Origin of the sequence: Vibrio tetraodonis (genome assembly GCF_003350295.1) — a bacterium.
Lineage (GTDB): Bacteria > Pseudomonadota > Gammaproteobacteria > Enterobacterales > Vibrionaceae > Vibrio > Vibrio tetraodonis.
Genome location: NZ_QLYY01000019.1, coordinates 88,405 through 115,319, shown reverse-complemented (window position 1 = coordinate 115,319; position 26,915 = coordinate 88,405). Strand labels below are relative to the sequence as shown.

The following is a 26,915-nucleotide window of genomic DNA, read 5'->3' as shown; positions in this document are numbered from 1 at the left end:
ATTTACAAAACAATATTAACCATTAATAATGGCATTTAGTGTTTCACTTGGACGCATGAGTTTTGCGGCTTTATCAAACTCTGGAGCATAATAGCCTCCCAACTCGCCCGCTTTACCCTGTGCACCATTTAACTCAGCTACAATATCTGCCTCTTTCGAAGACAGGGCTTGAGCAATTGGAGCGAACTCTTCTGCTAGTGAGACGTCAGACGTTTGTTTAGCAAGCGCCTGTGCCCAGTATGTAGCAAGGTAATAATGGCTACCACGGTTGTCTAACTCACCCACTTTTCTCGATGGTGACTTATTATTATCCAAGAACTCACCCGTTGCGAGATCTAGAGCATCCGCGAGTACCTTAGCTTTGGCATTACCCGTTACTGTACTGAGGTGCTCCAACGAAGCCGCTAACGCTAAAAACTCACCCAATGAATCCCATCTTAAATGGTTTTCTTTCTCCACTTGCTGTACGTGCTTAGGCGCTGAACCTCCAGCTCCCGTCTCAAACAAACCACCACCATTCATCAGAGGCACAATAGACAACATTTTAGCTGATGTACCTAGCTCCAATATAGGGAATAGATCAGTCAAGTAATCACGTAGAACGTTACCTGTTACAGAGATAGTATCTAGGCCAAGTTTAATTCGCTCCAGAGAAAACTTACACGCTTCAAGTGGAGCTAATATTTTGATGTCTAGACCAGAAGTATCATGCTGCGGTAGATAGGCGTTCACCTTCTCGATAAGTTGAGCATCATGCGCTCGATTTTTATCTAGCCAGAATACTGCTGGGGATCCTGTTGCACGAGCGCGCGTCACCGCCAGTTTTACCCAATCTTGAATAGGTGCATCTTTTACCTGGCACATGCGGAAAATATCACCTTCTTCCACTATTTGCTCAAGTAAAACAGCTCCTGCAGAATCTACCACTTTTATCGTACCAGCTTGGTCAAGAATAAATGTTTTATCATGCGAGCCATACTCTTCTGCTTTTTGAGCCATTAAGCCCACATTGGGTACACTACCCATTGTAGTTGGATCAAACGCACCATTTTCCTTACAGAAATCAATAACTGCTTGATAAATACTGGCGTAGCTACGATCTGGGATCATCGCTTTGGTATCGTTTTGCTTTCCATCTGGACCCCACATTTGTCCAGACGAACGAAGCATAGCTGGCATTGACGCATCGACAATGATATCGCTCGGTACATGCAAGTTGGTGATACCACGGTCAGAGTCAACCATAGCCAGCGGAGGCTGGGTACGATAAACGTCTTGAATTGCGGCTTCAATTTCTGCTTTTTGATCAGCAGGAAGGGAGGTTATTTTCGCATAAACATCACCAATACCGTTGTTTACGTCAACGCCTAATTGCTCAAATACATCCCCGTATTTGGCAAATACCTCTTTGTAATATACGCGAACCGCATGACCAAAAATAACAGGATCAGATACTTTCATCATGGTTGCTTTCATGTGCAGCGACAGTAAAACGCCCTGTTTTTTGGCATCTTCGATTTCTGCTTCGAAAAACTCAACCAGAGCTTTCTTGTTCATTACAGAGCAATCGATAATTTCTTTATCTTGTATCGCGAAAGGTGCTTTCAGCTCTTTGACTTGGCCATTCTTGGAGGTAAATTCGATCTTAACTTGCGTTGCACCATTGACTGTGTGCGACTTTTCACTGCCAAAGAAATCGTTCCCAGACATACTAGAAACGTGGGACTTTGAGTCTTTAGCCCAAGCACCCATTGAATGTGGGTTTTTCTTCGCGTAGTTCTTGACAGATAAAGGGGCACGGCGATCTGAATTACCTTCACGAAGCACTGGGTTTACGGCACTACCTTTAATCTTGTCGTACGTCGCCTTAATGTTTTTTTCTTCTTGCGTATTTGGCTCTTCTGGGTAATTAGGCAAGCTGTAACCTTTCGCTTGTAACTCTTTGATTGCGGCTTGCAACTGTGGGATAGAAGCTGAAATGTTAGGCAGTTTAATGATATTCGCCTCTGGCGTCTTAGCCAGTTCACCAAGCTCAGTCAACGCATCGTTAATACGCTGCTGCTCTGTTAAATACTTAGGAAAGTTTGCAAGAATACGACCGGCAAGAGAGATATCACGAGTCTCAACTTCAATACCAGAAGAAGCAGTAAATGACTGAATAATAGGCAATAGTGAATACGTTGCTAAAGCTGGGGCTTCGTCTGTGATAGTGTAAATAATTGTAGGTTTTTCTGTAGGCATGAAATTTCCCTATCCGTTCTTGCAAAGCGCGTCAGTAGACGGCTTTGGTTGATGTATCCGTATGTAAGTCACTTACAAACGGCTTTGTTGTCTCTTTTGTCTTTTCCTTACGTCTAGTTTTAGCGTAAGATCCGTGAGAACAATACGTTATAATTAAACAAAATTGGTACGATAGTCTATCGTTTTGCGGTTTCAATCCTGTCTTCGGGCGCGCACATGATAGCTTAAAACAGCTAAGTTTAAAATTTTCACCCACACTTCATTCACAATTTTGCAAGGTAGTTAACATGTCATCACGCTCTCAACGTGAGTCTTCTAAAACCAATCGTCACCCTAGTAAATCAGGTTTTAAACACTCAAAGAGAGACTGGCAAAACAAATCCCGTTCAGCCCCTGCCAAGAATAAAGCCAAACGCAATACTCAGCCAGTTACACCTAAAAACCGCACTATTATTCTCTTTAACAAGCCTTTTGACACTCTTAGCCAGTTTACTGATGGTCAAGGCCGAAAGACGCTGGCCGACTATATCTCAGTCAAAGAGGTATACGCAGCGGGTCGATTAGATCGTGACAGTGAAGGACTAATGGTGCTAACAAATGATGGCATACTGCAAGCCAAGCTTACCCAACCGAAATCAAAATCTACCAAAACCTATTGGGTACAAGTGGATGGCGAACCAGAAGAAAAAGACTTAGACAAACTGCGTAAAGGCGTCGAACTAAAAGACGGAATGACACTTCCCGCACAGATAGAAGTCATCCCGCAGCCCGATGTTTGGCCTCGTAATCCTCCAGTTCGTTTTCGGGCCAATATCCCAACGACATGGCTAGCGATCACCATAATTGAAGGTCGTAATCGCCAAGTAAGAAGAATGACAGCCCATATTGGACACCCTACTTTACGTCTTATTCGCTATTCAATGGGAGAATTTAGCCTTGGCGATCTAAAGCCTGGGGAATGGAAAAAGGTAAGTATATAAAAAGGCGCTTCATCGAAGCGCCTTTTTCTTTGGGACAGTAAAAACTATTGGAATATATTGACTAAGCGTCGTTTTTCTCTTTTGCAACCGTCACTGCAATCGCTAGCTCTTCCAATGCAGCAGGGTTAGCCAGACTTGGCGCATCCGTCAACAAACAAGCTGCCGCCGTTGTCTTTGGAAAAGCAATCACATCGCGGATGTTCTCAGTTCCGCACAAAAGCATGACTAAGCGGTCAAGGCCAAAAGCTAAACCTGCATGTGGCGGAGTACCAAACTTAAGCGCATCCAGTAAGAAACCAAACTTCTGCTGCTGCTCTTCAGCTTCAATACCCAAAATATCAAAGACTGCCGCCTGCATTTCAGCGTTATGAATACGTACAGAGCCACCACCCACTTCATAGCCGTTAATCACCATATCATAGGCATTAGAATTGGCTGATGCTGGGTTCGCTTTCAGTTCTTGAGCATTAACGCCCAGCGGTGACGTGAATGGGTGATGCATGGCATGGAGGTTACCTTCATCGTCTTCCTCAAACATTGGGAAGTCCACAACCCATAGTGGTGCCCACGCCGATTCATCGGTAAGCTCTAGGTCTTTACCCAACTTGAGACGAAGAGCTCCCATTGCTTCCGATACCGTGTTCGCTTTGTCTGCACCAAACAAAATAATATCGCCAGATTGAGCTTGGGTGCGATCTAAGATGCCTTCAATTACTTCTTGGTTCAAGAATTTAGCAACAGGTGACTGAATTCCATCCATACCTCCAGCGCGATCATTCACCTTCATCCACGCTAGGCCTTTGGCACCATAGATTCCAACGAACTCACCATAACCATCGATTTGCTTACGAGTTAACGAAGCACCACCTGGAACTCGAATAACAGCAACACGGCCTTTCTCATCATTAGCTGGACCAGAGAAAACTTTGAATTCAACATCTTTAACTAGGTCAGCAACGTCAACTAGCTCTAGTGGGTTACGCAAATCAGGCTTATCTGAACCAAAGCGGCGCATTGCTTCAGCAAAAGGCATTACTGGGAAATCACCCAAATCAACATCAAGCAGCTCTTGCCACATATCACGAACCATTTTCTCTGTGGTGGCTCTGACCTCATCTGCCGTCATAAATGAGGTTTCAATATCGATCTGAGTAAACTCTGGCTGACGATCAGCACGCAAGTCTTCATCGCGGAAACACTTAACAATCTGATAATAACGATCAAAACCAGACATCATTAGCAACTGTTTAAAAAGCTGCGGAGATTGAGGTAGCGCGTAAAAGCTACCTTTATGAACACGACTTGGAACTAAATAGTCACGAGCACCTTCAGGGGTCGCTTTGGTGAGTACTGGTGTCTCAATGTCAAGAAAACCATTTTCATCTAAGAATCGACGCACGAAGCTAGACGCTTTTGCTCGCAGCTTAATACGGTCACTCATTTCTGGACGACGTAAGTCTAAGTAACGGTACTTAAGGCGTTGCTCTTCTGTATTTTTCTGATTGAAGTCTAAAGGAAGAACATCGGCGCGGTTTATAATGTCTAAACCTTTAGCAATAACTTCGACTTCCCCGGTCGCCATGTCTTTGTTGACCTGACTATCCGGACGGACTCGAACTTCACCGGTAAGCTTGATACAGAACTCATTACGAAGTGTATTGGCCACTTCATACGCATCTGCCATATCTGGATCCACCACTACCTGAACAATGCCTTCACGATCTCGCATATCAATGAAAATTAGTCCACCTAAATCGCGGCGACGATTAACCCAACCGCAAAGTTCTACAGTTTGTCCTGCGAGGGACTTGTTCAAGTGACCACAGTAATGGGTACGCATAATGAATTTCCCAATCTCTTTTAGTATGTTAATTACTACCCATCGGTGATAACTTTACCGATAGTGCAAAGCTCCATTTATACGCTGAAAGTGTCTGAAAATCGACTACTCAACGCACAACTTATTGCGATTTATCATCTATTGGTGCTTTTTGCGCCAATAGAGGGCTAAAACAATAGCAATACGAAAAATTGGCGCTGATTATAGCCTTATTCAGGGTGATTCGGCAAAATTCTCATCAATCATTATTCGAAATATAGATATGAATGCTTATCCAGTCAGACTCGGACTCACTATGTGGTCTCATAATAATTGGCAGCAAACTTTTTACGGCAGTGGCACAAAGCCCAATGAGCGATTAGAAAAATACGCCAGCGTCTTTCATACGGTAGAAGGTAACACCACATTTTATGCGACACCCAATACATCAACAATCCGTAACTGGCACGCATCAACACATGACGAGTTCCGCTTTACCTTTAAGTTACCCAAAAACATCACACATCAGCAGATGTTGCGCGGTTGCAAAGAGGAATTGCGCGATTTTATATCCATCATGGAACCATTACATCATCGAATAGGACAATGGACAATTCAGTTGCCAGCGGCCTTTGGCCCCGAAAATTTGAGCCAACTTAAACAATTTTGTGCCCAATTTCCTAAAGAGTTTCCCATTGGCATAGAAGTCAGGCATCCGGCTTTTTTCTTGAAAGGCGATGCGGAACGCTCACTCAACGCTTGGCTAGTGGAACAAAAATACGATCGAATTATAATGGACAGTCGACCTGTATTTGCCGCAAAACCTGATAACGACGCCATTATCGATGCACAAAAGAAAAAACCTAAGGTTCCGGTTCACGCACTGGCTACAGCCAGCAATCCTATGGTGAGGTTTATCGGTCACCCATTAGAAAGCAGTAATTATGATTTTTTTGTCCCTTGGCTATCCAAACTTACAGACTGGGTAAATCAAGGCAGACAACCTTATTTGATGATCCACACAGCAGATAATATCGTTGCGCCTGAGTTGGCCGCAAATCTTTATCGACAGCTACAGGAGAAAGTAACACTGCCAGACCTTAATTGTTTCCCTGCCTATAAAGAAAACAAACAGATACAAATGTTTTAGCTGCAGACTCAATGCACTCTTGTTAGTCAATAATGGCTTATCTCGACAATAATCTAGCTTGTGTGAAAGTCAGCTAGTCATGAGGTACAACGCTTGAAACATGACAGGAGACGAAAATTCACATAAAATGTGCCGTTTTTTAAATCTGTAGGACTGTGAGGCTGATAAGCCTTTAGTTGAGAGAAGCTGTTATGAACCCTAAGAGTAATCCTGATACTATCTTTTCGACACCAATCGATAAAATTGGGGATTTTACCTTTGATGAACGTGTCGCAGAAGTATTCCCCGATATGATTCAGCGCTCTGTCCCCGGCTATAGCAATATTATCTCAGCAATCGGCATGTTAGCAGAGCGCTTTGTTAAACCTTATTCCAATATTTATGATTTAGGGTGCTCACTGGGTGCAGCGACGCTATCCATGCGTCGAAACATCACCCAAGAAGGATGCCAAATTATTGCGGTCGATAACTCTTCAGCTATGGTTGAGCGCTGCAAACTCCACCTCAACGCTTACCGCAGTGATACTCCCGTAAATGTCATAGAAGCCGATATTCGAGATATTGAAATCGATAATGCCTCAGTAGTCGTACTTAACTTTACGCTGCAGTTTTTATCAGCTGACGATCGCTATGCGCTACTGGAGAACATATACAAGGGTTTGCGTCCCGGCGGAATTTTGATTATCTCAGAGAAATTTGTCTTTGAAGATACCGTATCCAATGAGCTCCTTGTCGACTTACATCACGATTTTAAACGTGCCAATGGCTACAGCGAACTCGAAATTAGCCAAAAGCGCAGTGCGATAGAAAACATCATGCGCCCTGACTCCAAAAACGCACATAAAGAGCGTTTCGCAAAGATTGGCTTTAGTAGCTTCGATGTTTGGTTTCAGTGCTTTAATTTTGGTTCAATGTTTGCGATAAAATAGTCAAACATTGCACTTACTCCTTACATTTACACAAACATTCTCAACTCTATTATCAGTGAAATATTATGTTTAACTTTGCCAATTTTTATAAGTTAATTGCAACCGATACTCGCCTTCAGCCATGGCTTAATGTCTTGCCACAGCAGCTTACAGATTGGCAAAATTCAGAACATGGTGATTTTGGTCGCTGGCTCAAAGCCCTTAATAAAATCCCTGTTGGTTCTCCTGACCAAATCGATATAAAAAATTCAGTCACCCTGTCCAACGATACGCCTTTGGAATCGGGTGAGGTTAAGAAGCTAGAAAATCTATTGCGCACTTTCCATCCATGGCGTAAAGGTCCGTATCACCTACATGGTATTCATATTGATACAGAATGGCGAAGCGACTGGAAGTGGGACCGGGTTCTACCTCATATCTCACCCCTGAAAGATCGCAACGTTCTCGATGTAGGCTGCGGTAACGGCTATCATATGTGGCGAATGCTAGGAGAAGGCGCCCGCCTATGCGTAGGAATCGATCCTTCCCATTTGTTCCTTGTACAATTTGAGGCGGTACGTAAACTCATGGGGGATCATCAGGGCGCCCACCTTTTGCCACTTGGAATCGAGCAGCTCCCCAAACTAGAGGCCTTCGACACTGTGTTTAGCATGGGTGTTCTATATCACCGTCGCTCACCGCTTGATCACCTCATTCAGCTCAAGGACCAACTTGTTGCCGGAGGAGAGTTGGTACTTGAAACTCTGGTTATTGAAGGCGATGAAACCTCTGTGCTCGTCCCAACAGATCGATACGCACAAATGCGTAATGTATACTTTTTTCCCTCAGCAAAAGCTCTCAAAGTTTGGTTGGAACAGGTCGGCTTTGAAAGTGTGACTATCGCCGAAGAAAATATTACAACGACCGATGAGCAACGCACTACCTCATGGATGACGCACAATTCGCTACCTGATTATCTTGATCCCAAGGATCCAAGTAGAACCATAGAAGGTCATCCTGCTCCTCGTCGCGCTACTCTTGTCGCGAAAAAACCTCACTAAGACAATTTTTGACAGACTCTTAACCTTTCGAGTCTGTCTCCCCCTTAATCTAAAGATTGAAAAGATTTAGAATCTTCTGATGAATACAACTCTTTCATATAGGAAAGAAAACAACTCATTGCAGTGAAACCATGGTAGTTTCACTCTGCGAGTATTGGCAGTTTTAATCTTTAAACTAATCAGAACACTTTAACCTATTATTAGGATTTTTAATGTTAACCAAATTGGCTCCGGTAATTGCTATAACACTTGTTTCCGGTTGTACTCTTACTAACAGTGAACAATATCATCAAGAAACCTTGGCTGCGATCCAAGCTTCCGAAACCAATTCCGCGCAAAGATTTGACCAAATACATGCGCAGATGTCTGATAAAGATAATCAAATTTCCACTCTAACAGCAAAAGTTGACTCACTTAGCTCTGAAGTTCGAAAACTCAGACAACAAACGCTAATCGATGCAGGCAAACCACGAGTAGACAACATACCGTCAGCGTCTACAAAGACCCAAGCTCATTCGACCCAAGCATTGATGCTCGGTGAAATTGAAAAAGTTATCATCGGCTCTGTAGAGCAGAAATTTGATGCTCGTATCGACACTGGTTCAGAAACATCATCTCTGAATGCTGTCGATGTCGAAGAGTTTGAACGTAATGGTAAAAATTGGATACGCTTTCATCTCTCCGATGGTATAACACCATTGGATGATAACAATTGGATTGAAGCCCCCATTATTCGTTATGCAAAGATACGTCAGGCGACAAATTGTCAACTAGAACGGCGTCCTGTGGTTGAATTGTGGGTTAGATTGGGCAAGATTCACGAAAAGACACAGTTTACTTTGGCAGATCGCTCCCAAATGATCCATCCTGTGTTGCTAGGTCGAGATTTCATCCGAGACATTGCAGTGGTGGATGTAAGTAAAAAATACATTCAAACGGAACTTGAACAAAAAAAATAAGGTAGCTTATGACGTCTAAAGTCCCCTTTTATATATCTGTCGCCTTACTCATAGTGGCAGGTATTGCTCTGAGTATGTTTCGTCACCAAACATATGGTGTCCCTTGGACTCCCGGTGAAACTCGCCAGATCTGGGATATAGAAGCTCGTGTTGAATTTAACGCTCAATCTAAACCCGTTAAAGCCTCGTTAGCCATTCCTCACACACAAAATGGCTTTACTTTGATCAACGAATCCTCTTCATCTTCTGGTTATGGTGTATCCTACATAAAGTCTGAGTCAGGGCGCCGCGCTGAATGGTCAATCCGACAGGCTGCTGGAGCCCAAACGATATATTATAAAGCCCAATTTCTTGTTGACCCTCAAGCAAAAGTAAAAACACAAGCACCTACAACGAAAATCATTTCACCAACCTTTGATGGACCTACCGAAGCTGCCGCTATATCCATTATAGAGCGAGCCAATAAGAGTTCAGCGGACGATGTTACTTTCACCAGAGAACTGATTAAAATCCTCAACGATTCAGACAGTCAAAATGCAGGACTACTGCTTAATAAAATGGACAAGGTGTCAGCCGTTGATAAAGTTCTCGCCTATGCCAAAGTTCCGAGCAAAATTGTTGGTGTTATCGAATTAGAGGACGGCCGCCGCCGTCAAACTATTGAGCTGATGAACCAAGTCTGGGATGGCAGTGAATGGGTCCTATTTAATCCCCAAAATGCTACCCAAGCCATTGATGACAATATATTAGTCTGGGATGAGTCAAACGTATCGCTCCTAGATATCGTCGGTGGGCAAAATAGTCAGGTTCATTTTTCGATGATTGCTCAAGATGTCTCACCCAAGCAAGCGACACTAAATAAAGTCGAAGCGGATGGCCTGCTTAACTTCTCCATTCACAGTTTACCACTTGAAGAACAAGCTATGTTTAAGACCATCATGCTTATTCCTATTGGCGCACTCATTGTGGTATTCCTGCGCGTGATTATTGGACTAAAAACATCAGGAACTTTCATGCCTGTGCTGATAGCAGTCGCTTTCGTACAAACCCAATTGCTAACAGGAATCGTCGGATTTTTATTGATCGTGGGTACAGGGTTGATTATCCGCAGCTACCTCTCTAGGCTAAACTTATTACTCGTCGCCAGAATATCTGCCGTTATTATCACCGTAATCATGATTATTTCCGTATTCACGGTTGTGGCGTTTAAGATCGGCTTAACCGAAGGTCTCTCGATTACTTTCTTCCCGATGATTATTCTTTCGTGGACCATTGAACGTATGTCGATTCTATGGGAAGAAGAAGGCGCTAAGGAAGTGATTCTTCAAGGTGGTGGTTCGCTTGCCACTGCGACGCTTGTTTACCTTGCTATGACCAATTCATACATTCAGCATCTGACGTTTAACTTTATTGGTCTTCAGCTGATTGTATTAGCCGGTATCTTGCTACTTGGAACATACACAGGGTATCGCCTAACCGAGCTAAGGCGCTTTAAACCATTAGCGGAGGACTAAACTATGCTGTCACGATTAACTTCGCAGTTTACGTCACCTAATAAATTACGCTCCAATGGTATTATGGGTATGAACCAACGCAACCATAGCTATATAGGTCGGTACAACGATCGCTCTAAATACCCTTTGGTCGATGACAAACTTAAGACTAAGATTATTGCTCAGCAGCATGGGGCTACTACACCTGAGCTGATCGGTGTTATCAGCCATCAAGCGGAAGTTAAGAACATCCACAACATGGTTAAAGATTGGCCTGGTTTTGTTATTAAACCAGCTCAGGGAAGTGGTGGTAAGGGTATCTTAGTAGTCACATCTCACCAAAATGGAGCCTATACTAAGCCCTCTGGCGCATCGATCAACAAACAAGATGTTGAAAGGCATGTAAGCAACGCATTAGCTGGCCTATTCTCACTTGGGGGGAAAAACGATGTTGCCGTTGTTGAAAACCTGATTAAATTCGATGACTGTTTTAGTGGCTTTAGCTACGAAGGTGTGCCCGATGTTCGTATCATCGTATTTAAAGGCTACCCAGTGATGGCTATGATGAGGTGTTCGACCGCAGCATCTGATGGCAAAGCAAACCTTCACCAAGGTGCCGTAGGTGTAGGTATTGATATTGCCACAGGCAAAGCGATTAGAGCTGTTCAATTCGATCATCCTATCACTCACCACCCAGATACAAACAAAGATCTCTCGACGTTACAGGTGCCACATTGGGAGCGTTTATTAACCCTTGCATCCAGTGCTTGGGAGATGACTGGACTGGGTTATATGGGGACAGACATGGTACTTGATAAAGAAGAAGGCCCCATGGTTCTGGAACTCAATGCTCGGCCTGGGCTCGCTATTCAAATTGCAAATGGTGCCGGTCTACTGCCTCGCTTACATCATATAGAAAACTTGGGAGCACCGAGAGTCTACCCAGATGCTAGCGAAAGAGTTGCCTACGCAGCGAAACAATTTGGTTCATCCGCACAGTTCTAGCTAAGTTTATAAACGAAAAAAAGCTGCTCTACTGAGCAGCTTTGTTTGACTCGGGTATAACCGTTACTCAATGAGCGCTTCTTCAGTTTCTTCTCCCTGTTCAGGTTGAGCGAAACCTCGTAAACCAACGACATGAACATGCTCGTGATCTTTAAACACCTTACGAACCAATTTATAGGTCGTCCCTTTTTCCGGACTGATATTTTCTGGGGCAGCAATAAGCAGCTGCATATCCAAGCGATCACACAGTTCAAATAACGTGGAGATAGATTTAGCGTCCAAACGCGCTGCTTCATCCAAAAATAGTAAACGACATGGCACAATATCTTTGCTCCGCAGACGTCTCGATTCTTCTTCCCAACTTTGAACAACCATAAGCAAGATAGATTGGCCCGTGCCTATTGCTTCACCAGTAGAAAGAGCACCCGATTCAGCTTGTAACCAACCATCAGAACTACGGCAAACTTCAACACTCAATTCTAGATAATTGCGGTAATCTAGCAGTTCCTCGCCTAATACTTGCGGGCTACGTTGTCCCATATCAACATGAGGGTTAACGCGCTGGAATAGCTTTGCCATTGCCTCAGAAAATGTATGTCGATTCGTTTCAAACAGATCCTTGTGTTGCTCTTGTTGCAACGCTAACCCATTGAGTAAAACTTCATGACTCTCGCGAATTTTGACGTTCAGGCGCACACCTTTAACTTGTCCAAACGCGATGTTCGATAGCCCTTGGTTGAGCATACGAATACGGTTTTGCTCCCGCTGAATGGTTTTCTTAATAATACTGGCGACCGATTCAGAGCTAATCGCCAAGCGGTTTTCACGCTGAGTGAGCTCTTCGGTTAACCTAGCTAATTCAACTTCCATCTCTTCAATCGCTTCAACTGGATCGTCCGTACGAATAATGTCTTGGCGAATTCGCTCTCGCAAATGTTGATAAACAGCAATGTAAAAAAGCACTTTACGCTCTGGACGGGCATTGTCTTCTGACAGACGAAGGGCATCGCGTAGGTCATCATTATCGGCAACGGCAAGGCGCAAAGCACCAAGTGATTTGTCCGACATAGAACGAAGCTCATCTGCCGACAAATAGGCCAGTTCACGCTTATGTAATCGACGTTCTACGTCATTTTCACGAGCTAAGCGCAATACGGAGCACCAACCAGCCTTGGCTGCCACAACGAAAGTTCGAAACTCAACATAGTCCTTTTGAACTTTTTTAAGGCGCTTTGCTAGCCCCTTCATTTCTAATTCAGTTGATGTGATCGTTTTTTCTAGTTCAGTTTTGCGGCTGCGTGAGGTGTGCATACGTTCTTGCAACTCGTCACGACGACGAATCGCCCGCTCTTTAGCACCTTCGTCAGCGTGAACACCAAACTCTTGAAGCTCTTGCTTAAACTCGTGTACCGTTTCTTGTTTCGCTTGATGAGAACTCTTTAATGATGCCAGAACCTGGTGGTATTGGTTCATTTGACCCTGTGACTGCTTCAACTCATCACGAGCACGCGTGCGTTGCCGCTCTGCTTGAACAAGCTTAGTTTTAAGTTGTTCGCTTAATTCACTACTTCTATCGAGTAATTCGATGGAGTCCGAGTAGGCAAAATGATGACGACGCTCAACAAGATCAGATACGGCGAAAATACGCTTTTTGAGCTCCTGTAACTGAGAATCTTGCGCTTGGTACTCCGCTTCAAGGGCTTCAAATTCTTCCGGATCGACCTCAAGAGCAGAAGCGACTTTTTGCAGTTGGTCGATCGACTTGGCATGACTGGTTAAAAAGCTCTTGGCGTCGGCCAATTGAGCCATTTTTTCTTCAAGGTCTTCAAAACGTGATGCCAATGATTCATCTTCAATTAACACCATGACGGGTGCTAATTTATCAAGCAAAGTAAGCGCTTGTTTGCTCGAGACTAGCTTGGCGCTATTTTGTTGAACCTTCGCATCTAAGTCTGTCAAATCTCGTACAATTTGGTTGCGCTTATCGCGAACTGCAGCCAAAGCTTGTTCTGGATCAGATTCAAAGGCTACCTGAATATGCTGTGCGACAAATTGGTTAAACGTTTGATATAGACGCTGCAATTTCTGTGAATCGAATGCGGCTTTGGCATGTTGCTCAACGACTTCCTCTCGTTCATCACGCAATATTTCCAAGCGCTGCTCTCGGGCTGCTCTGCCAAACAACGGAATCTCCGGCAGACGCGAATAGCGCATTTGTCGATCGTTCATACGAACACAAACTGCACCTTGTAACTCTTCTGCATCAAACGAGCTATCATCAAAGGCATCAATGTCACCTTCAATGATATAAAGGTCTTCAGGGCAGTCATCAAGTTCAACAAGTTTTGTTTCAATATCAGTCAGATCTGAAACAACAATCGCATGTCGCGAAGGGCCATACATGGCACTAAAATAGGGCGCATCATCAATGGTGATATCATCATAGATTTCTGATAACAATACACCGCCTAGTGTGTCCGCTAGCCCTTTCAAACGCGGATCATTTGATCCACCTGGCGATGCAAGCCTTTCAATCTCATTGTCCAGTTGAACTCGACGCTCACCTAGTTTTTCTTTCTCTAATGTCTGCCGCTTTTCTTGCTCCAAAACGATTTGCATATGCGACATAACCGCTTGCTTATCGTATAGGTCCGCGCCACTTTGCTCTTTAAGACTTTCTAAAGCATCATGAGCTGCGATCCAAGGAGGAGCAATCTCTTCTAAACGTTTGATCTCAGCCGACAGATCTTGCTCACTACGACGTTTGTCAGTTCGACTCTCACGCAACGTTTCCAACTCAAGTTCCAAAGACTCGACGTGCGCCAACTTTGCCTCACGCTCTTGTTCGAGTCTGGATTCGTCCGTCAATTGGATATGGTACTGTTTATGATAGGTATCAAGCGCTTCCTTAGCCTGTTGTTGCTGACTGAGACGACGCTCCAAGTCGCGATGCTGCGCGTACCACTGCTTTTCGTTACCAATGATTTGCTCCGCATCTCTAGCTTGATTGATGAGCTGCTTAGAAAGCGTAGAAGCCTCTTTACGTTCTACGCCAGCACCCAAAATTTTTCTAACCAGTTGCAAAGCTAATTCAAATTGCTCAACCGCAGCCGATGACATATCGAGCTTGTGTTTGACAGCAAGTAAGGAGGTGGTGTTCTCAGATTCTTGCTCTTTAAGGTGAGAGACAACAGCTTGAGCGCTGTCGGCGGTAAGTACATCATCCCCAAGTAACAACTTAGCTTTTTCTAACGCTTGAACCGCTTGCTGATATTGAAGCGCTCGTGTTTGCTGAACATCTAGTGCTTGTTGATAATCGGCAAGCTGAGTTTTTAAGCTATCCACTTCTTCTTCAGCAATGGAAGCCTGCTCTTCGATGATGAGAACACGTTCTTGAGCCTCTTCCACCACCATCATCTGCTCTTCAAGGCGCTCACTGAGCTCTAGCAAGTCCTCTTGATAGCGTTCAATTTTTTCTTGCTGACGAAGAGCATTTTGTACCAATTGCAGATGATCAGAAGCCGCCTGATAATCTTGCTCTAAGCCCGATTCCGTCTCAATTAAAAGCTCAAGCTCTTGTTGAACTCGGTTGAGTAAATTGTTTTGTTCAACCAAAGTTTCTCGAGAGCCGAACAGCTCGGCTCGAAATGAGAGAGTTTGTTCTAATTTGCTGCGACGTTCATTAGCATGGCGCATATAGTCAGCAGCAACATAGTTAGTCGACTCAGTAATGAGGTGTTTAAATAAATCTCGGTCAGCTTGCGTTGTTTTGATAGCCTCAAGTGTCATGCGATTTTCTCGCAGTGCCGACTCCATATCTTGGAAGGCTTTTTTAACCCCGCCATTTTGAGGTAACAAGTAGTCACGCAGCGAGCGTGTAATTGCACTAGAAATACCACCATAGAGTGACGCTTCAATCAATCGATAAAATTTCGAACGATCGCCGGAGTTGCGCAATTTTTTGGGGATCACACCAAACTCGAACATCTGAGCGTGATAGTCGACAATCGAGTTAAATACTTTAAGCTGCACCCCCTCATAGTCAGTGATACATTGCTTGATCTCATTAATTTGACGCACCCGAGCTTGGGTATCGGAAACACTTTCAATCAAGATATCGGTTGGCTTGACGTGACTAGGTAATCCTTGAATCACAAAAGGTTTGATATCAACTTTCTTATCTCGGCCAGCTACTTGCTGCAACTTAACAGCAAAAAGCAAACGTTGATTACGTGAGTTGACTACATCCAAAGCAGCGTAGCAGGCGCCAGGCTGCAATTTACCATACAACCCCTTATCTCGAGAAGATTGACTACTGCCTGCTTCTGTTGTGTTGCGAAAATGCAGTAAGGTTTGATCCGGAATGAGTGCGGTAATAAAAGCAGCCATTGTGGTTGATTTACCCGCACCATTACCACCTGACAAAGTGGTTACCAAACCGTCGATATCAAATGTTCTGGCAAAAAAGCCGTTCCAATTGACCATGGTCAGAGATCGATATTTACCTCTTTCAATCATGCGTCACCTTCTTCTACATTGTCTAACTGATAAGACTCTTCATTTTTTTCTGTCAATAAACTCACTTGACTTGGTTCTTTGGTATGGACCACGGCTTCACCATCTCGAATCAAACGCAGTTGAGCCTCGCGAATATCATCACCGACACGGACATCAGCGCCAAAGCGAAAAACAGATTCACTAATACTAAATTTGCCCGTTTCACCGATATTGATGATCATGCCAAGGCGCCTTAGGCGACGAAGAGATGTTCGTACCTTGTCAAACAGCTTCTCTTTATCTAAATCTGAGCCTGTCGCTCTGTTGGTCACTAGCTTCATGAGTTTCTTCTCATCAGATAGGGCTAATAACTCTTCATAAAGCTCTTGGTTAGTAAAAATACCCTCATGAGCCAATCGCTCAGGGCTTAGGTATAAGAAACACAACACCTTACCAACCAACATATCTAACTCAGACAAGACGCTTCTATTGATAAGAGAAGTAGAGCGAGGACGAAGATAGAAAAAACCTTCAGGTGCTTTGATAAGCTCAGTGTTGTAACGCTGGTAGAACGAAGATAATTCAACTTCAAAATCAGACAACAGGGCGTGATTGTCGAGGTCATCGGTTGATATGTGTCTGCCAGAGCGCAATAAGCTATCTAGCATTGGAAATAAGGGATTTGAAATCGCTTTGGCCAGTTTCTCTGGCATGTAATCATTAGTATCTGTCGATGACATTTGCTTGTACCTTTGCACCGTATTGGTTGATCGCGTGCCAATCAGGCTGAATCGCCTGATAATCGGACTCGGAATAGCCGAGGCGTACTGCTTGGTCAATGACAATACGTGCTAAATCAAAATGGTGGGTTCTGGGGTGTTGGGCTAGGTAATCTTTCAATACGACACCTAAGTGGATTGGTGTTCCCTGCTCTTTGTGGATTTTTAGCATGCTACTGATGCGTTCAGACAATTCATTATTTACTTTTTGATATTCTTCATATTCCACTTCCAAAGGAACTTGACCTGTAACTTCATCATCTCTCAACACTAGGGCTTCGTCCCTAAGGTCAACCAACCTTTCTGCATCGGCGTAAGTAAGAAACCAAGGAGACTCATCATAATCTTTGATTGACTGACGCAAACGCGTGCTGAAAGCACGATTTTTATCCATATCAATCGCAGTCCTGATAAACTTGTGCACGTGCCTGTCGTAGCCGATCCATAAGTCAATCGCCTGCTGCCCCCAACTGGTTATCCGGTCCAGTTTCATTTGTAATACAAATAACGCCTCTTCAATAAACTGCAACGATTCTTGCCCATAAACAATCTCTTGAATGTCTAAGATCTGAGTTTGCAATTCATCACTGGCCGCTTGTAGGGTGTCTTGGAGCTCGCGCAGAGTGTTTGAGGTTTCAGAAAGTAAAGCTTCGCAATTATTGATGGCTTCGCGCCAATCTTTGTTAAGCAGCTCAGCAATTTGAATTTTGACTGCCTGCTGCTGCTCATCCATCACTCGCTGGTTGAGATCAATTTGATCAAAAATTTCACCGACAGAATATTTCAAGACACCAAATACATTCTTCTTCCAATGAGCAGGCGTTCCACCTTTCTGTGCTGCTTCAATCGCCTTTGACATTTCATCAGCAACCAAGGATAGCTGAATTGAAAGACGCAACTTAGAAAACTCTCGATGGCGAAGATAGTAGTCAGTCACTCCAACCGCCAATGGTGAGAGTCGATAAATACTGGCACCATCGTTAATTTCGCTAGTAAAGCGACTTATTAACCTCTGCTTTACCATGTCATTAATCGCATTGTTGGCTCTAAATGCGGTCGCTTCACCTGTGGATTCAAACAAACGAGTGACAATGGCAAAAGCATCATGCAATTCGCCTTCACCCAACTCTTCGTCAAACCTTTCATTACTCAACACAGCGACTGCAATCAGGAAAGCTAAACGCTCGGTCGTCAAGTTTAATGAAAAGTCGTGCTGCTTTACCCACCCGACAAGTTCATCAATTGGCTGTTCAGCAGCAGTATTGGCAAGTATCTCACCCATTATCATTCCTGTTCTTTTTTGCCCATACGTGTATGTAGCGACCCATTGATAGATAAGGTTCCTGACGACATAACTTTCTTTCAAGCGCCACTACGTCTTGTGGTTGGAAATCACCCATGTATTCCCTGTTTCCAATGTAATCACTAAAACATCGGATACCGGCTTTACCACAAATCTCAAAACCAGACGTCTCTATCCATTGATACACTTCCTCTGGTTTGAGTCCTCTCTGTGGCTGCAATTTAAACCTCTTTCGATGCGGCATACCATCCAATACATGTGGGATATTACCGCACACAACATTCTTATAAACCAACCCGTGATGGTTATAGAACATGATGGATGCAGCGCCACCAGGTTTTACTTTATTCAGCAAGTATTGTAGAGCTGCTTGTGGATCGACTAACCATTCCATCACAGCATGGAACATCAATACATCAACAGATTCTTGGAGATGCTTTCCTATGCTCTGCACGGGGGAATGAACCAAACGATACTGCTTAAGCAATCCGTTTTTTTCAATCTCCTGGCGAGCTAATTGCAGCATTTCCGAAGATATATCACACAAAGTAATTCGATGTCCGAGTTTAGCTAGCTTTTGAGAAATTTGCGCTAATCCTCCACCAGCATCGAGCACAGAGAGACTTTTCCTGCTACCATTAATGTCGGAAAGTAATTGTTCAAGTTCTTCCCAAACAATCACTTGGCGTATTTCACCTTTATCGGACCCGTAGATATTTTTTGCAAACTTGTGCGCGATGTCGTCGAAATTGCGATCTTCAGTCACGGTAGGTTAAGTTATTATGTCGTGTCATTCTGCTATTTTGTCACATAGAAAGCAGATATAAAGAAAGATTCTCTTAAATTAAAACCAATTGGTGTTTTTTCGGACTATTTAAGTATGTTTGAGCTTAAAAAAGTGGTGTCATCACTGTTAATGCCTTTACCACTCATGCTGATGATCGGGATTGTAGGCCTGACACTCATTATGTTTACTCGAAAGCAAAAAACTGGGTGTTTTGTCGTTCTCTTTTCCTTTGTCGGTATTTTTCTGATCTCTTTTCAGCCTATTGCATCAAGGCTTCTTCTCCCCCTAGAACGTCAATATACCGCATTCTTTCCAGTAGATGACACGATAGATTACGTTATGGTTCTTGGTAGTGGGCATGTGGTAGACGATAAGATTCCCCCGACTTCCGAACTCAGCCGAACTGGCCTAATGCGACTTTCCGAAGGCATAAGAGTGATGAGAATGTATCCCGGTTCAAAATTGATTTTATCTGGGTATGCTGGTGGATCTGATGTCAGCAACGCTAGGATGATGGCAAAAGTAGCGCTAGCCTTAGGCGTTGCCAAATCCGATATTATTCTGTTGGAAACAGCGAGAGATACGTGGGAAGAGGCTCGGCAAGCCGCAGCATTTGTAAAACGGAAAAAGCTCGTTATTGTGACATCAGCGAGTCATATGAGAAGAGCGCTAAATGAGTTTTACTCTGCAGGATTAAAGCCCTATCCAGCACCAACTAACTATCTCGCTCAACGCAATGTAGAACAAGTCTGGGCCAAATATTCGCCCAAAGCAGTTTACCTCGAACAAACTGAAATTTACTGGCATGAAACGCTCGGATTGATATGGCAAACTCTGCGCGACTGGGCTTCAAACAATGACCACAAGGCAGGAATAGCATCTGATAACCCTGTATCTGATGGCGACGCCTAACATTCTTTGTATACCGAGCATGTCTCGGTATACTCTTTATTTTATTCTCCTGCGAACATATAACCTTCACCATGAACTGTAACGAATAGCTGAGGGTTTTTGGGATCACATTCCATTTTGGCTCTCATCCGTCTAATGAGAACGTCTATCGTGCGGTCATTAGGTGCTGCAACCCTGTGGCTGATCATATTAAGAATTTTCTCACGACTCAGTACCTGATTGGGATAAGAAGATAGCGCCACCAACAACTCATACTCTGCCTTAGTCAGTTTCACAGGCTTACCTTCTTTTGTTAGAGAACGCCTTGGTATATCGAATGTCCAGTGCGCAAAACGAACTAACTTATTAGCGCTTGCAGCCGGTTTAGCTTGGCGAGCAGAGCCTATGCGCCAGAGTAAATTTTTGACTCGAACTACTAACTCTCTCAATTCAAAGGGTTTGGTCACATAGTCATCAGCTCCCATTTCCAGGCCAACGATCTTATCTATGTTCTCAGTACGCCCAGTCACTAAAATGATCCCTATATCTGACTGGCTTCTAAGTTCACGAGTCAGCAAAAGTCCATCTTCACCTGGCAGATTAATATCCAGTAGCACTAAGTCAATACTGCTGCTTCTTATTAATTCGCGCATCTCTTCACCATTTTCAGCTTCAAGTACTTGATAACCTTCATGCTGAAAATAGCCAACCAATTTACTACGAGTCACTGCGTCATCTTCGACAATTAATACGTGATAACCCATTTACACCACTACATACGCCTAACCTATTGACTCGTATTCTATTCATAAGCTGTCATAATTCTAGTATTTGTGTCGGTTATAACTGCATATGCACTCTTTTTTTGATTTGAAACAACCTAAATTACATCGAACTGATATTTTATGGGTAACCTAAGTTTTATCACAGATAGCTTACATAGCTGTGGAGAATATTATCTAATGGACGACCTCAAATCCTTAAATGAGAAACGCGCCGAAATCTATTGGTGGTTATCAAGTTTGTTCGCCAAAGAACTTTCTGCTGAGATTCTTGAAGAGTACCATTCCCCCCATGTTCGCTCCTTCCTAACAGCACTTGGGCAGAATGAGCAATTAAGGCCATATATAAACAAACTAATAGATGCGCTTAATCGTGTGCTTGGCAGGGACAATGCCCAACTCGAACTAGCGGCTGACTTTTGTAATATATTTCTTAAATCTGATAAAGATTCTGCCCTACCCTACGCATCTATTTATATTGGCGATTCAGGACTGCTCAATGGCCAACCTGCCACAGAAATGGAAAACTTAATGTACCAGTATCAAATAGAGGTGAATAAAAACCTTAATGAGCCAGCTGATCACATTGCTGTAGAATTAGACTTTCTCGGTCACCTAATCATTTGCTCCAACAAACCAATGCAGCCAAAGGAGATGGAAACTTCGATGCAAGAACAATTACAATTTATTGAAACCCACCTTCTCTCTTGGATCCCATTATTTGTCGATAAGTGTCAGAAACTGGATAACTTCGGCTTTTATGCGTCAGTGACAGAAGTCACGCTTGCGTTTATCAAACAGGATTACTCATATCTAAAATGTGAGTAATTAGACACAAATATGTGATGGAAAGCCTACTAGGATTTAGGTTTTTGTTTGCCCTTAAAGCCTTTGCGATATAAAATCGAGAACGAAAACGATAAAAACTGACAGAACTAGAGATAAACCGCTAAATAGGGCGGTTTTTGTGTTTCTGATACTTACTGCCCACTTACACAAATTTTTGATGCAAGTTCACGGCAGTCATCGACAGGACAGAACCTTATGGCCACTATCAAAGACGTAGCACGCTTAGCCGGCGTATCTACAACGACAGTTTCTCATGTAATAAATAAAACGCGCTTTGTTGCTGAAGCAACTCAAGAAAAAGTGATGGAGGCAGTGACTGAATTAAACTACGCTCCAAGCGCTGTAGCGAGAAGCCTAAAGTGTAACAGTACCCGTACTATTGGCATGCTTGTCACTCAATCTACTAATCTTTTCTTTTCTGAAGTCATCGATGGTGTAGAGAGCTATTGCTACCGCCAAGGCTACACTCTCATACTATGTAACACTGGTGGCATATATGAGAAGCAACGCGATTATATACGTATGCTCGCCGAAAAACGTGTTGATGGTATTCTGGTAATGTGTTCCGACCTAACCGAAGAACTCAGTGAAATGCTTGACCGCCAAAAGGATATTCCTAAAGTCATCATGGACTGGGGGCCAGAAAGTTCTCAAGCCGATAAAATAATCGATAACTCCGAAGAAGGCGGCTATCTAGCAACAAAATTCCTAATTGATCACGGTCATAAAGATATCGCATGTCTTAGTGGACACTTTGAGAAAGCAGCGTGCCAAGAACGTATACAAGGTTTTCGCAGAGCAATGAGTGAAGCTAACCTAAAAATTAACGAGGACTGGATTCTCGAAGGCAACTTCGAATGCGACACTGCCGTGCTAGCCGCAGATAAAATTGTCGTAATGGATAACAAACCAACGGCTGTCTTTTGTTTCAATGATACTATGGCTCTTGGTCTAATGAGCAGACTGCAGCAAAAAGGAATTCAAATACCTGAACAGATTTCAGTTATTGGCTATGACAATATAGAGCTCGCTGAATACTTCTCTCCACCACTTACTACTGTGCATCAACCTAAACGTCGCGTGGGTAAAAATGCGTTTGAAATTCTTTTGGAACGTATCAAAGATAAAGAGCATGATAAGCGTGTTTTCGAAATGCACCCAGAGATTGTGGTTCGTGATACGGTTTACAATCTAAGTGAATGAATACAAATCGGCTGATAAGTTAAACTATTAGCCGAATCTATCATTTTAACACAAAATATTTGGAGCAGCATCACACTTATACAATCATGATGTGATACTTACCTCAAATCTTATTTATTCTTGAATCGTTCGACTAATGCCACGAACAGGGCAAACCATCTCGAAAGAGTGGGACGCAAAGCTTCCGGCCTGACTCAGGGAACTGAAAGGTAGCGGAGTTGCCGATGGGCAAAAATGCAAACTATCATACCGTTTAAAACAATACATGGACTGGTGATTTGATGTTTCGGTAACCAAATGTGTTTGTTCTAAAAAATGTATGACTTCTTTATCAACATTTTACCTGCATTATTTTGCTAATCTCTCGGACCTGACTTTGGTGGCGTATAATAAAATATACACCGAGATAAAACAGCATGGATAAACCAATACTTAAAGAATCGATGCGACTTTTTGATCAGCTTGGTCAGATAAAATCGCGCTCAATGTTCGGCGGATTCGGCATCTTCGCAGACGACATAATGTTCGCATTAGTCGTTAACGATAAGCTACACATCCGTGCCGATGACAAACTAGCCAATCAATTTAAAACTGAGGGCTTAACGCCGTACGTATATAAAAAACGTGGGTTCCCCGTCGTTACAAAATACTTTGCGTTAACTGATGACATTGCATCTTGTGAAGAGCGAGCGGTTTCTTTAGCCTATCGCTCTCTGGAAGTGGCCAAGAAAGAAAAGACGACACAAGCTAAAGCTAGGCCGACTCGACTTAAAGATTTACCCAATCTTCGACTGGCAACAGAACGTATGTTAAAGAAAGCCGGAATCAATAGCGTCGAAAATTTAGAACAAGTAGGGTCAGTAAAGGCGTTTAAGGCGATTCAGGCAACGCACTCTGCGGAGGTGTCAATTGAGTTGCTCTGGGCTTTAGAAGGCGCAATAAAAGGTAAACATTGGTCAGTTATTCCTACTACTCGCAGAGCGGAGTTAGAAAGCCTTCTTAATAGCTAATCACAACATGCTTTGAAACCAAGTCAGCCAACTAGGTTGGCTTTTTTATTTTCTGTTTGAAATTTTACTTCTTTTCAACTGTTCTTATTTTCATATCCCTTTACTCATATTTAGGAAGCCTCTATGAATAAAAAACTCGTGTTAGGAGTTCTGCTCGTCGGATTGATTGTGTTTCTTGGCATTAACTTTGGTCAATATCTCACTTTAGAAAATGCTAAAGCGCAACAAGCCTCGCTATCTGAGTTTATAAATAACAACTTTGCACTAGCTGCTATTAGTTATTTTCTAGCCTATGTCGCCATTACTGCTTTCTCCATTCCAGGCGCTGCCGTTGTGACGCTTCTGGGTGCGGCTTTATTCGGCTTTTGGGCCAGTCTTTTACTTGTCTCTTTTGCAAGCACCATAGGTGCGACGCTCGCCTTTCTCAGCAGTCGTTTTTTACTTCGCGATTGGGTGCAAACCAAGTTTGGCGACAAATTAAAAGCAATCAATGACGGAGTGGCTAGAGATGGGGCATTCTATTTATTTTCGCTTCGCCTAATACCTGTGTTTCCCTTCTTCCTAATAAACCTTCTAATGGGGCTAACACCAATATCTACTGCTCGTTTTTACCTAGTAAGCCAATTGGGAATGCTGCCGGGTACAGCGGTTTATCTCAACGCAGGCACACAATTGGCACAAATAGAAAGCCTATCGGGTATCGTATCTGTTCCTGTGTTACTATCATTTGCTTTACTTGGGTTATTCCCAGTAGTCACTAAATGGGTGATGGGAAAATTCAAAGGAGCGACACAAACTCAAAATGAGAGTTAATTTTGAAAATTTTCTCAACCGCTAATGTAATAGAAGTTCATATTGTCTGTGAACTTCTAAAATCACAGCGAATACATTGCCAAGTCAGAGGAGATGGAATCGTAGGGCTACAAGGAGAGCTTCCTTTCGATGATAGTACCTTACCCTGTGTTTGGCTTTTGGATATCAGTCAACATGAACAAGCGCTGTCAATAATCGAACAGTATACACAAAAAACACTATCAGGTTTAAAATGGCAGTGCACCCAATGTGGAGAGCTCAATGAGCAGCAATTTGGGCTGTGTTGGAAATGTAGCGAGATCAATAGAGACGAATCTCACTTCTATGAATAAAGCGCCTTAAAGGCGCTTTATTCTTTTTCGCTTCAATGTTTTAGGACGAACGTATCTTCTCTATTGCGAACTTCGCACTAACTGAGCGATGATCACTGCCATATGAAGGTCCAACAATAGAGTTACCCTCAGGTACGATTATACTTTTCTTTAGTGTCTCATCTTTAATCTTGCCTTTTGGCGTAAGAATGACAACGCCATCAAGGTACCCGGTTTGCATTTCTCCGTTTTTCTGTCTTTTGGAGCCTTGCTTGGCCTCAGCATTTAAGCCTGCTTCCCACTTATATGTATTCTCCTGTGAGGATATCATTGGCAAGGTGATTTCATATTGAGGAAGAACTCCCAGCTCAGATCTAAAACTTTCTTTATCTTGCAATGCTCTAACTATTCGCCCATCAACTTTTCTATTTCGAGTATTAAAGTCACCAGCAATAATAATATGATCTATGTCAGTATGTTTATTATTAATTTTGCATAACAAATCACTTATTTCTTTTTTTCTTTCATCTTGATCTCTTGAGTCAAGATGAATATTTACCATGGCAACTTTCATGCTACCAATGCTTTGTATAGTGATAGTTCCACCTTTATTTGGATTATTAATCACGTCCCTATAATTTAACTTGTCAATAATAATAGGTGCTGCTATCCCTTTTTTAACCAGTGTAATCTGGGCGGTTGATGCAGGATTGGTGAACAAGGAAAACAGCTCTTTAGGTTTGGTGACTGTCAGCATTTTTTGGGCGCTATTATAGACAATCACATACTTAGACCCATTAATAGTCTCTCTCATTACTCCTGAAAGATTCTTCATTTCTTCCGTAGATATAAAAACAATATCTGATGTACTAGTAAGAATCGACTCACACATATCGCTACTCATTGTTTGGTTCGCATTATTATGAGTAAAAACTTGGATAGTATGAGCGACCTTAGGCTTATCAAAAACACCATATTCCAAGTTGTTTAAGTGTTCTTCATTTGAGTTTAACTCTTGCTCAGGCAAACAGCAGTTAAATATTCTTTTAATATTAAAAGACGGCTGATGCGAACTTTTTTCTGAGCGATTCATTCTGGTACTAGCAGAGGGTGAAAAACTTGAGTTGACTTCCATTATCATATCCATAGTAAATCCTATCAGAGGATTATATAGACATAATAAAAATAAAACTGTGTTCATGAACCTTTATTAATTTAATTCAGGTTGAAAAAAAATAATCTTTAAACATGAAAGAATTTAATCATTTCATTTTTGACATAAAACCTTTCCGGAATTATATAAGCTCACCTCAAGAAAGTTGAAGTCTGTTGATAGTGTATAATGAAAGGCTTTATAAAACTCTTTAATTTGCTAAAAGAAAGTCACTATCTGATTAAACCATATCTAATGTCAGTAGGAGTCTAGGTTCTTGATTAAGGTTCTGAGGTGAACGATGTACCAAACCACAACTTTCATTCCCCTCCCAGCCACTTCCCTTCAACAAAGCTACATCTCCAGTAGACAATCTGTTTATTGCCGACTGTTCACTATATAAACCAGACAAGTGATCGGGTTTCCCCAAGCTACCGGCACCCAATTTGCTGCGGTCCAAACCATCGTTTCCATGCCATTCTGTGGCAGTACCGGTATAAGTTGAAACTAAACGGCAAGGGACATGATCAACGTGAAATTTTGGACACATAGGTTTATTTATACTAGTGAGTCTTAACCCTGCTTCACCCAAATCAAACAAACAACAGAACATATCAACGATTAACGCAATATCTTTAGCAAGTGGCTCTGCACATTCATGGTTTGATAACTTATGCATTATCCAGTCGTCTACATTACTAGACGTAACTGTTTGAACTAACGCCAAATTAGATTCATGAATCAACATATGCTTGATACCATGAATCAGTTTATTAGGAAGGTCTCGTTCCCATACAGCAATGTTATGCTCATCTCGATATATTTCACTCAATACACTTGGCGATTCCGCTATAGGCATTGTTAATTCCGTTGATGTTTTCATAACCTGAAGCATGAACTCTCCCCATTTATAAACGAACT

General features: G+C 42.7%; 22 protein-coding genes and 1 riboswitch. Of the genes, 13 read left to right on the top strand and 9 right to left on the bottom strand.

The genetic code is table 11. From position 1 onward, the window contains the following. Positions 1–15 precede the first annotated feature (15 nt). A complete protein-coding gene (locus DPF90_RS14995; RefSeq protein WP_114787145.1) occupies positions 16–2,241 on the bottom strand; it encodes an NADP-dependent isocitrate dehydrogenase in 2,226 nt (741 codons plus the stop codon). Positions 2,242–2,528: 287 nt separating this feature from the next. Between DPF90_RS14995 and DPF90_RS14990 the strand changes: the two genes are divergently transcribed. Beyond that, positions 2,529–3,221, top strand: coding sequence for a pseudouridine synthase (locus DPF90_RS14990; protein ID WP_114787144.1), 693 nt, complete (start codon positions 2,529–2,531; stop codon positions 3,219–3,221). Between the two features lie 61 nt (positions 3,222–3,282). On the opposite strand, the gene aspS is transcribed toward DPF90_RS14990, so the two are convergent. Then, positions 3,283–5,061: an aspartate--tRNA ligase gene (gene aspS / locus DPF90_RS14985; RefSeq protein ID WP_114787143.1), complete on the bottom strand. Its 1,779-nt coding sequence runs from the start codon at positions 5,059–5,061 to the stop codon at positions 3,283–3,285. A gap of 262 nt (positions 5,062–5,323) precedes the next feature. Here aspS and DPF90_RS14980 point away from each other — a divergent pair, with 262 nt between their 5' ends. The 6 genes from DPF90_RS14980 (at position 5,324) to DPF90_RS14955 (ending at position 11,616) form a co-directional block, all read left to right on the top strand. Further along, positions 5,324–6,190, top strand: a complete 867-nt coding sequence (locus tag DPF90_RS14980) for a DUF72 domain-containing protein (RefSeq protein WP_114787142.1) — start codon at positions 5,324–5,326, stop codon at positions 6,188–6,190. 191 nt (positions 6,191–6,381) lie between these two features. Then, positions 6,382–7,119 carry a carboxy-S-adenosyl-L-methionine synthase CmoA gene (gene cmoA, locus DPF90_RS14975; RefSeq protein ID WP_114787141.1) on the top strand — a complete coding sequence of 246 codons (738 nt, stop codon included), beginning with the start codon at positions 6,382–6,384 and terminating at the stop codon, positions 7,117–7,119. A 65-nt stretch (positions 7,120–7,184) separates the two neighbouring features. After that, entirely contained in the window at positions 7,185–8,159 is a 975-nt protein-coding gene (gene cmoB, locus DPF90_RS14970; RefSeq protein WP_114787140.1) for a tRNA 5-methoxyuridine(34)/uridine 5-oxyacetic acid(34) synthase CmoB, read from the top strand. 212 nt (positions 8,160–8,371) lie between these two features. Then, positions 8,372–9,118 (top strand): putative ATP-dependent zinc protease, encoded by a 747-nt coding sequence (locus tag DPF90_RS14965; protein WP_114787139.1) that lies wholly within the window; start codon positions 8,372–8,374, stop codon positions 9,116–9,118. 8 nt (positions 9,119–9,126) lie between these two features. Further along, positions 9,127–10,632 carry an inactive transglutaminase family protein gene (locus DPF90_RS14960; protein WP_114787138.1) on the top strand — a complete coding sequence of 502 codons (1,506 nt, stop codon included), beginning with the start codon at positions 9,127–9,129 and terminating at the stop codon, positions 10,630–10,632. Between the two features lie 3 nt (positions 10,633–10,635). Further along, positions 10,636–11,616 carry an alpha-L-glutamate ligase-like protein gene (locus DPF90_RS14955; protein ID WP_114787137.1) on the top strand — a complete coding sequence of 327 codons (981 nt, stop codon included), beginning with the start codon at positions 10,636–10,638 and terminating at the stop codon, positions 11,614–11,616. A gap of 63 nt (positions 11,617–11,679) precedes the next feature. Here the strand turns inward: DPF90_RS14955 and mukB are convergent, their stop codons facing one another. The 4 genes from mukB to cmoM are packed head-to-tail and all read right to left on the bottom strand — an operon-like array spanning position 11,680 to position 18,961. Further along, a complete protein-coding gene (gene mukB, locus DPF90_RS14950; protein WP_114787136.1) occupies positions 11,680–16,134 on the bottom strand; it encodes a chromosome partition protein MukB in 4,455 nt (1,484 codons plus the stop codon). Then, complete coding sequence (gene mukE / locus DPF90_RS14945; protein ID WP_114787135.1) at positions 16,131–16,853, bottom strand: chromosome partition protein MukE; 723 nt, start codon at positions 16,851–16,853, stop codon at positions 16,131–16,133. Before mukE ends, mukB begins: the two co-directional genes overlap by 4 nt. Continuing rightward, positions 16,834–18,174: a chromosome partition protein MukF gene (mukF, locus tag DPF90_RS14940; RefSeq protein WP_114787134.1), complete on the bottom strand. Its 1,341-nt coding sequence runs from the start codon at positions 18,172–18,174 to the stop codon at positions 16,834–16,836. Before mukF ends, mukE begins: the two co-directional genes overlap by 20 nt. Next, positions 18,167–18,961 (bottom strand): tRNA uridine 5-oxyacetic acid(34) methyltransferase CmoM, encoded by a 795-nt coding sequence (gene cmoM / locus DPF90_RS14935; RefSeq protein ID WP_114787133.1) that lies wholly within the window; start codon positions 18,959–18,961, stop codon positions 18,167–18,169. The genes mukF and cmoM overlap by 8 nt, the downstream gene beginning before the upstream one ends. Before the next feature lie 114 nt (positions 18,962–19,075). On the opposite strand from cmoM, the gene elyC reads away from it, so the two are divergent. Continuing rightward, on the top strand, positions 19,076–19,894 hold the full coding sequence (elyC, locus tag DPF90_RS14930) for an envelope biogenesis factor ElyC (protein ID WP_114787132.1): 819 nt from the start codon (positions 19,076–19,078) through the stop codon (positions 19,892–19,894). A 41-nt stretch (positions 19,895–19,935) separates the two neighbouring features. On the opposite strand, the gene torR is transcribed toward elyC, so the two are convergent. Next, positions 19,936–20,637 (bottom strand): two-component system response regulator TorR, encoded by a 702-nt coding sequence (gene torR, locus DPF90_RS14925; protein ID WP_114787131.1) that lies wholly within the window; start codon positions 20,635–20,637, stop codon positions 19,936–19,938. Between the two features lie 198 nt (positions 20,638–20,835). Between torR and torD the strand changes: the two genes are divergently transcribed. The 5 genes from torD (at position 20,836) to DPF90_RS14900 (ending at position 24,862) form a co-directional block, all read left to right on the top strand. Further along, a complete protein-coding gene (gene torD / locus DPF90_RS14920) occupies positions 20,836–21,483 on the top strand; it encodes a molecular chaperone TorD (RefSeq protein ID WP_114787130.1) in 648 nt (215 codons plus the stop codon). A 216-nt stretch (positions 21,484–21,699) separates the two neighbouring features. Further along, on the top strand, positions 21,700–22,707 hold the full coding sequence (gene purR / locus DPF90_RS14915; protein ID WP_114787129.1) for an HTH-type transcriptional repressor PurR: 1,008 nt from the start codon (positions 21,700–21,702) through the stop codon (positions 22,705–22,707). A gap of 139 nt (positions 22,708–22,846) precedes the next feature. Then, a riboswitch (cyclic di-GMP riboswitch) is annotated at positions 22,847–22,933 on the top strand. A gap of 190 nt (positions 22,934–23,123) precedes the next feature. Continuing rightward, positions 23,124–23,717 (top strand): TfoX/Sxy family DNA transformation protein, encoded by a 594-nt coding sequence (locus DPF90_RS14910; RefSeq protein WP_114787128.1) that lies wholly within the window; start codon positions 23,124–23,126, stop codon positions 23,715–23,717. Between the two features lie 123 nt (positions 23,718–23,840). Then, complete coding sequence (locus DPF90_RS14905) at positions 23,841–24,530, top strand: TVP38/TMEM64 family protein (RefSeq protein WP_114787127.1); 690 nt, start codon at positions 23,841–23,843, stop codon at positions 24,528–24,530. Between the two features lie 2 nt (positions 24,531–24,532). Continuing rightward, the gene (locus tag DPF90_RS14900) at positions 24,533–24,862 is read left to right on the top strand and encodes a putative signal transducing protein (protein WP_114787126.1); all 330 of its coding nucleotides are present in this window, start codon (positions 24,533–24,535) and stop codon (positions 24,860–24,862) included. Positions 24,863–24,902: 40 nt separating this feature from the next. Here the strand turns inward: DPF90_RS14900 and DPF90_RS14895 are convergent, their stop codons facing one another. Together DPF90_RS14895 and DPF90_RS14890 are read right to left on the bottom strand one after the other, a co-directional pair. Continuing rightward, positions 24,903–25,988 (bottom strand): endonuclease/exonuclease/phosphatase family protein, encoded by a 1,086-nt coding sequence (locus DPF90_RS14895; RefSeq protein WP_114787125.1) that lies wholly within the window; start codon positions 25,986–25,988, stop codon positions 24,903–24,905. A gap of 247 nt (positions 25,989–26,235) precedes the next feature. Continuing rightward, entirely contained in the window at positions 26,236–26,889 is a 654-nt protein-coding gene (locus tag DPF90_RS14890) for a DUF1826 domain-containing protein (protein WP_114787124.1), read from the bottom strand. Positions 26,890–26,915: the final 26 nt, after the last annotated feature.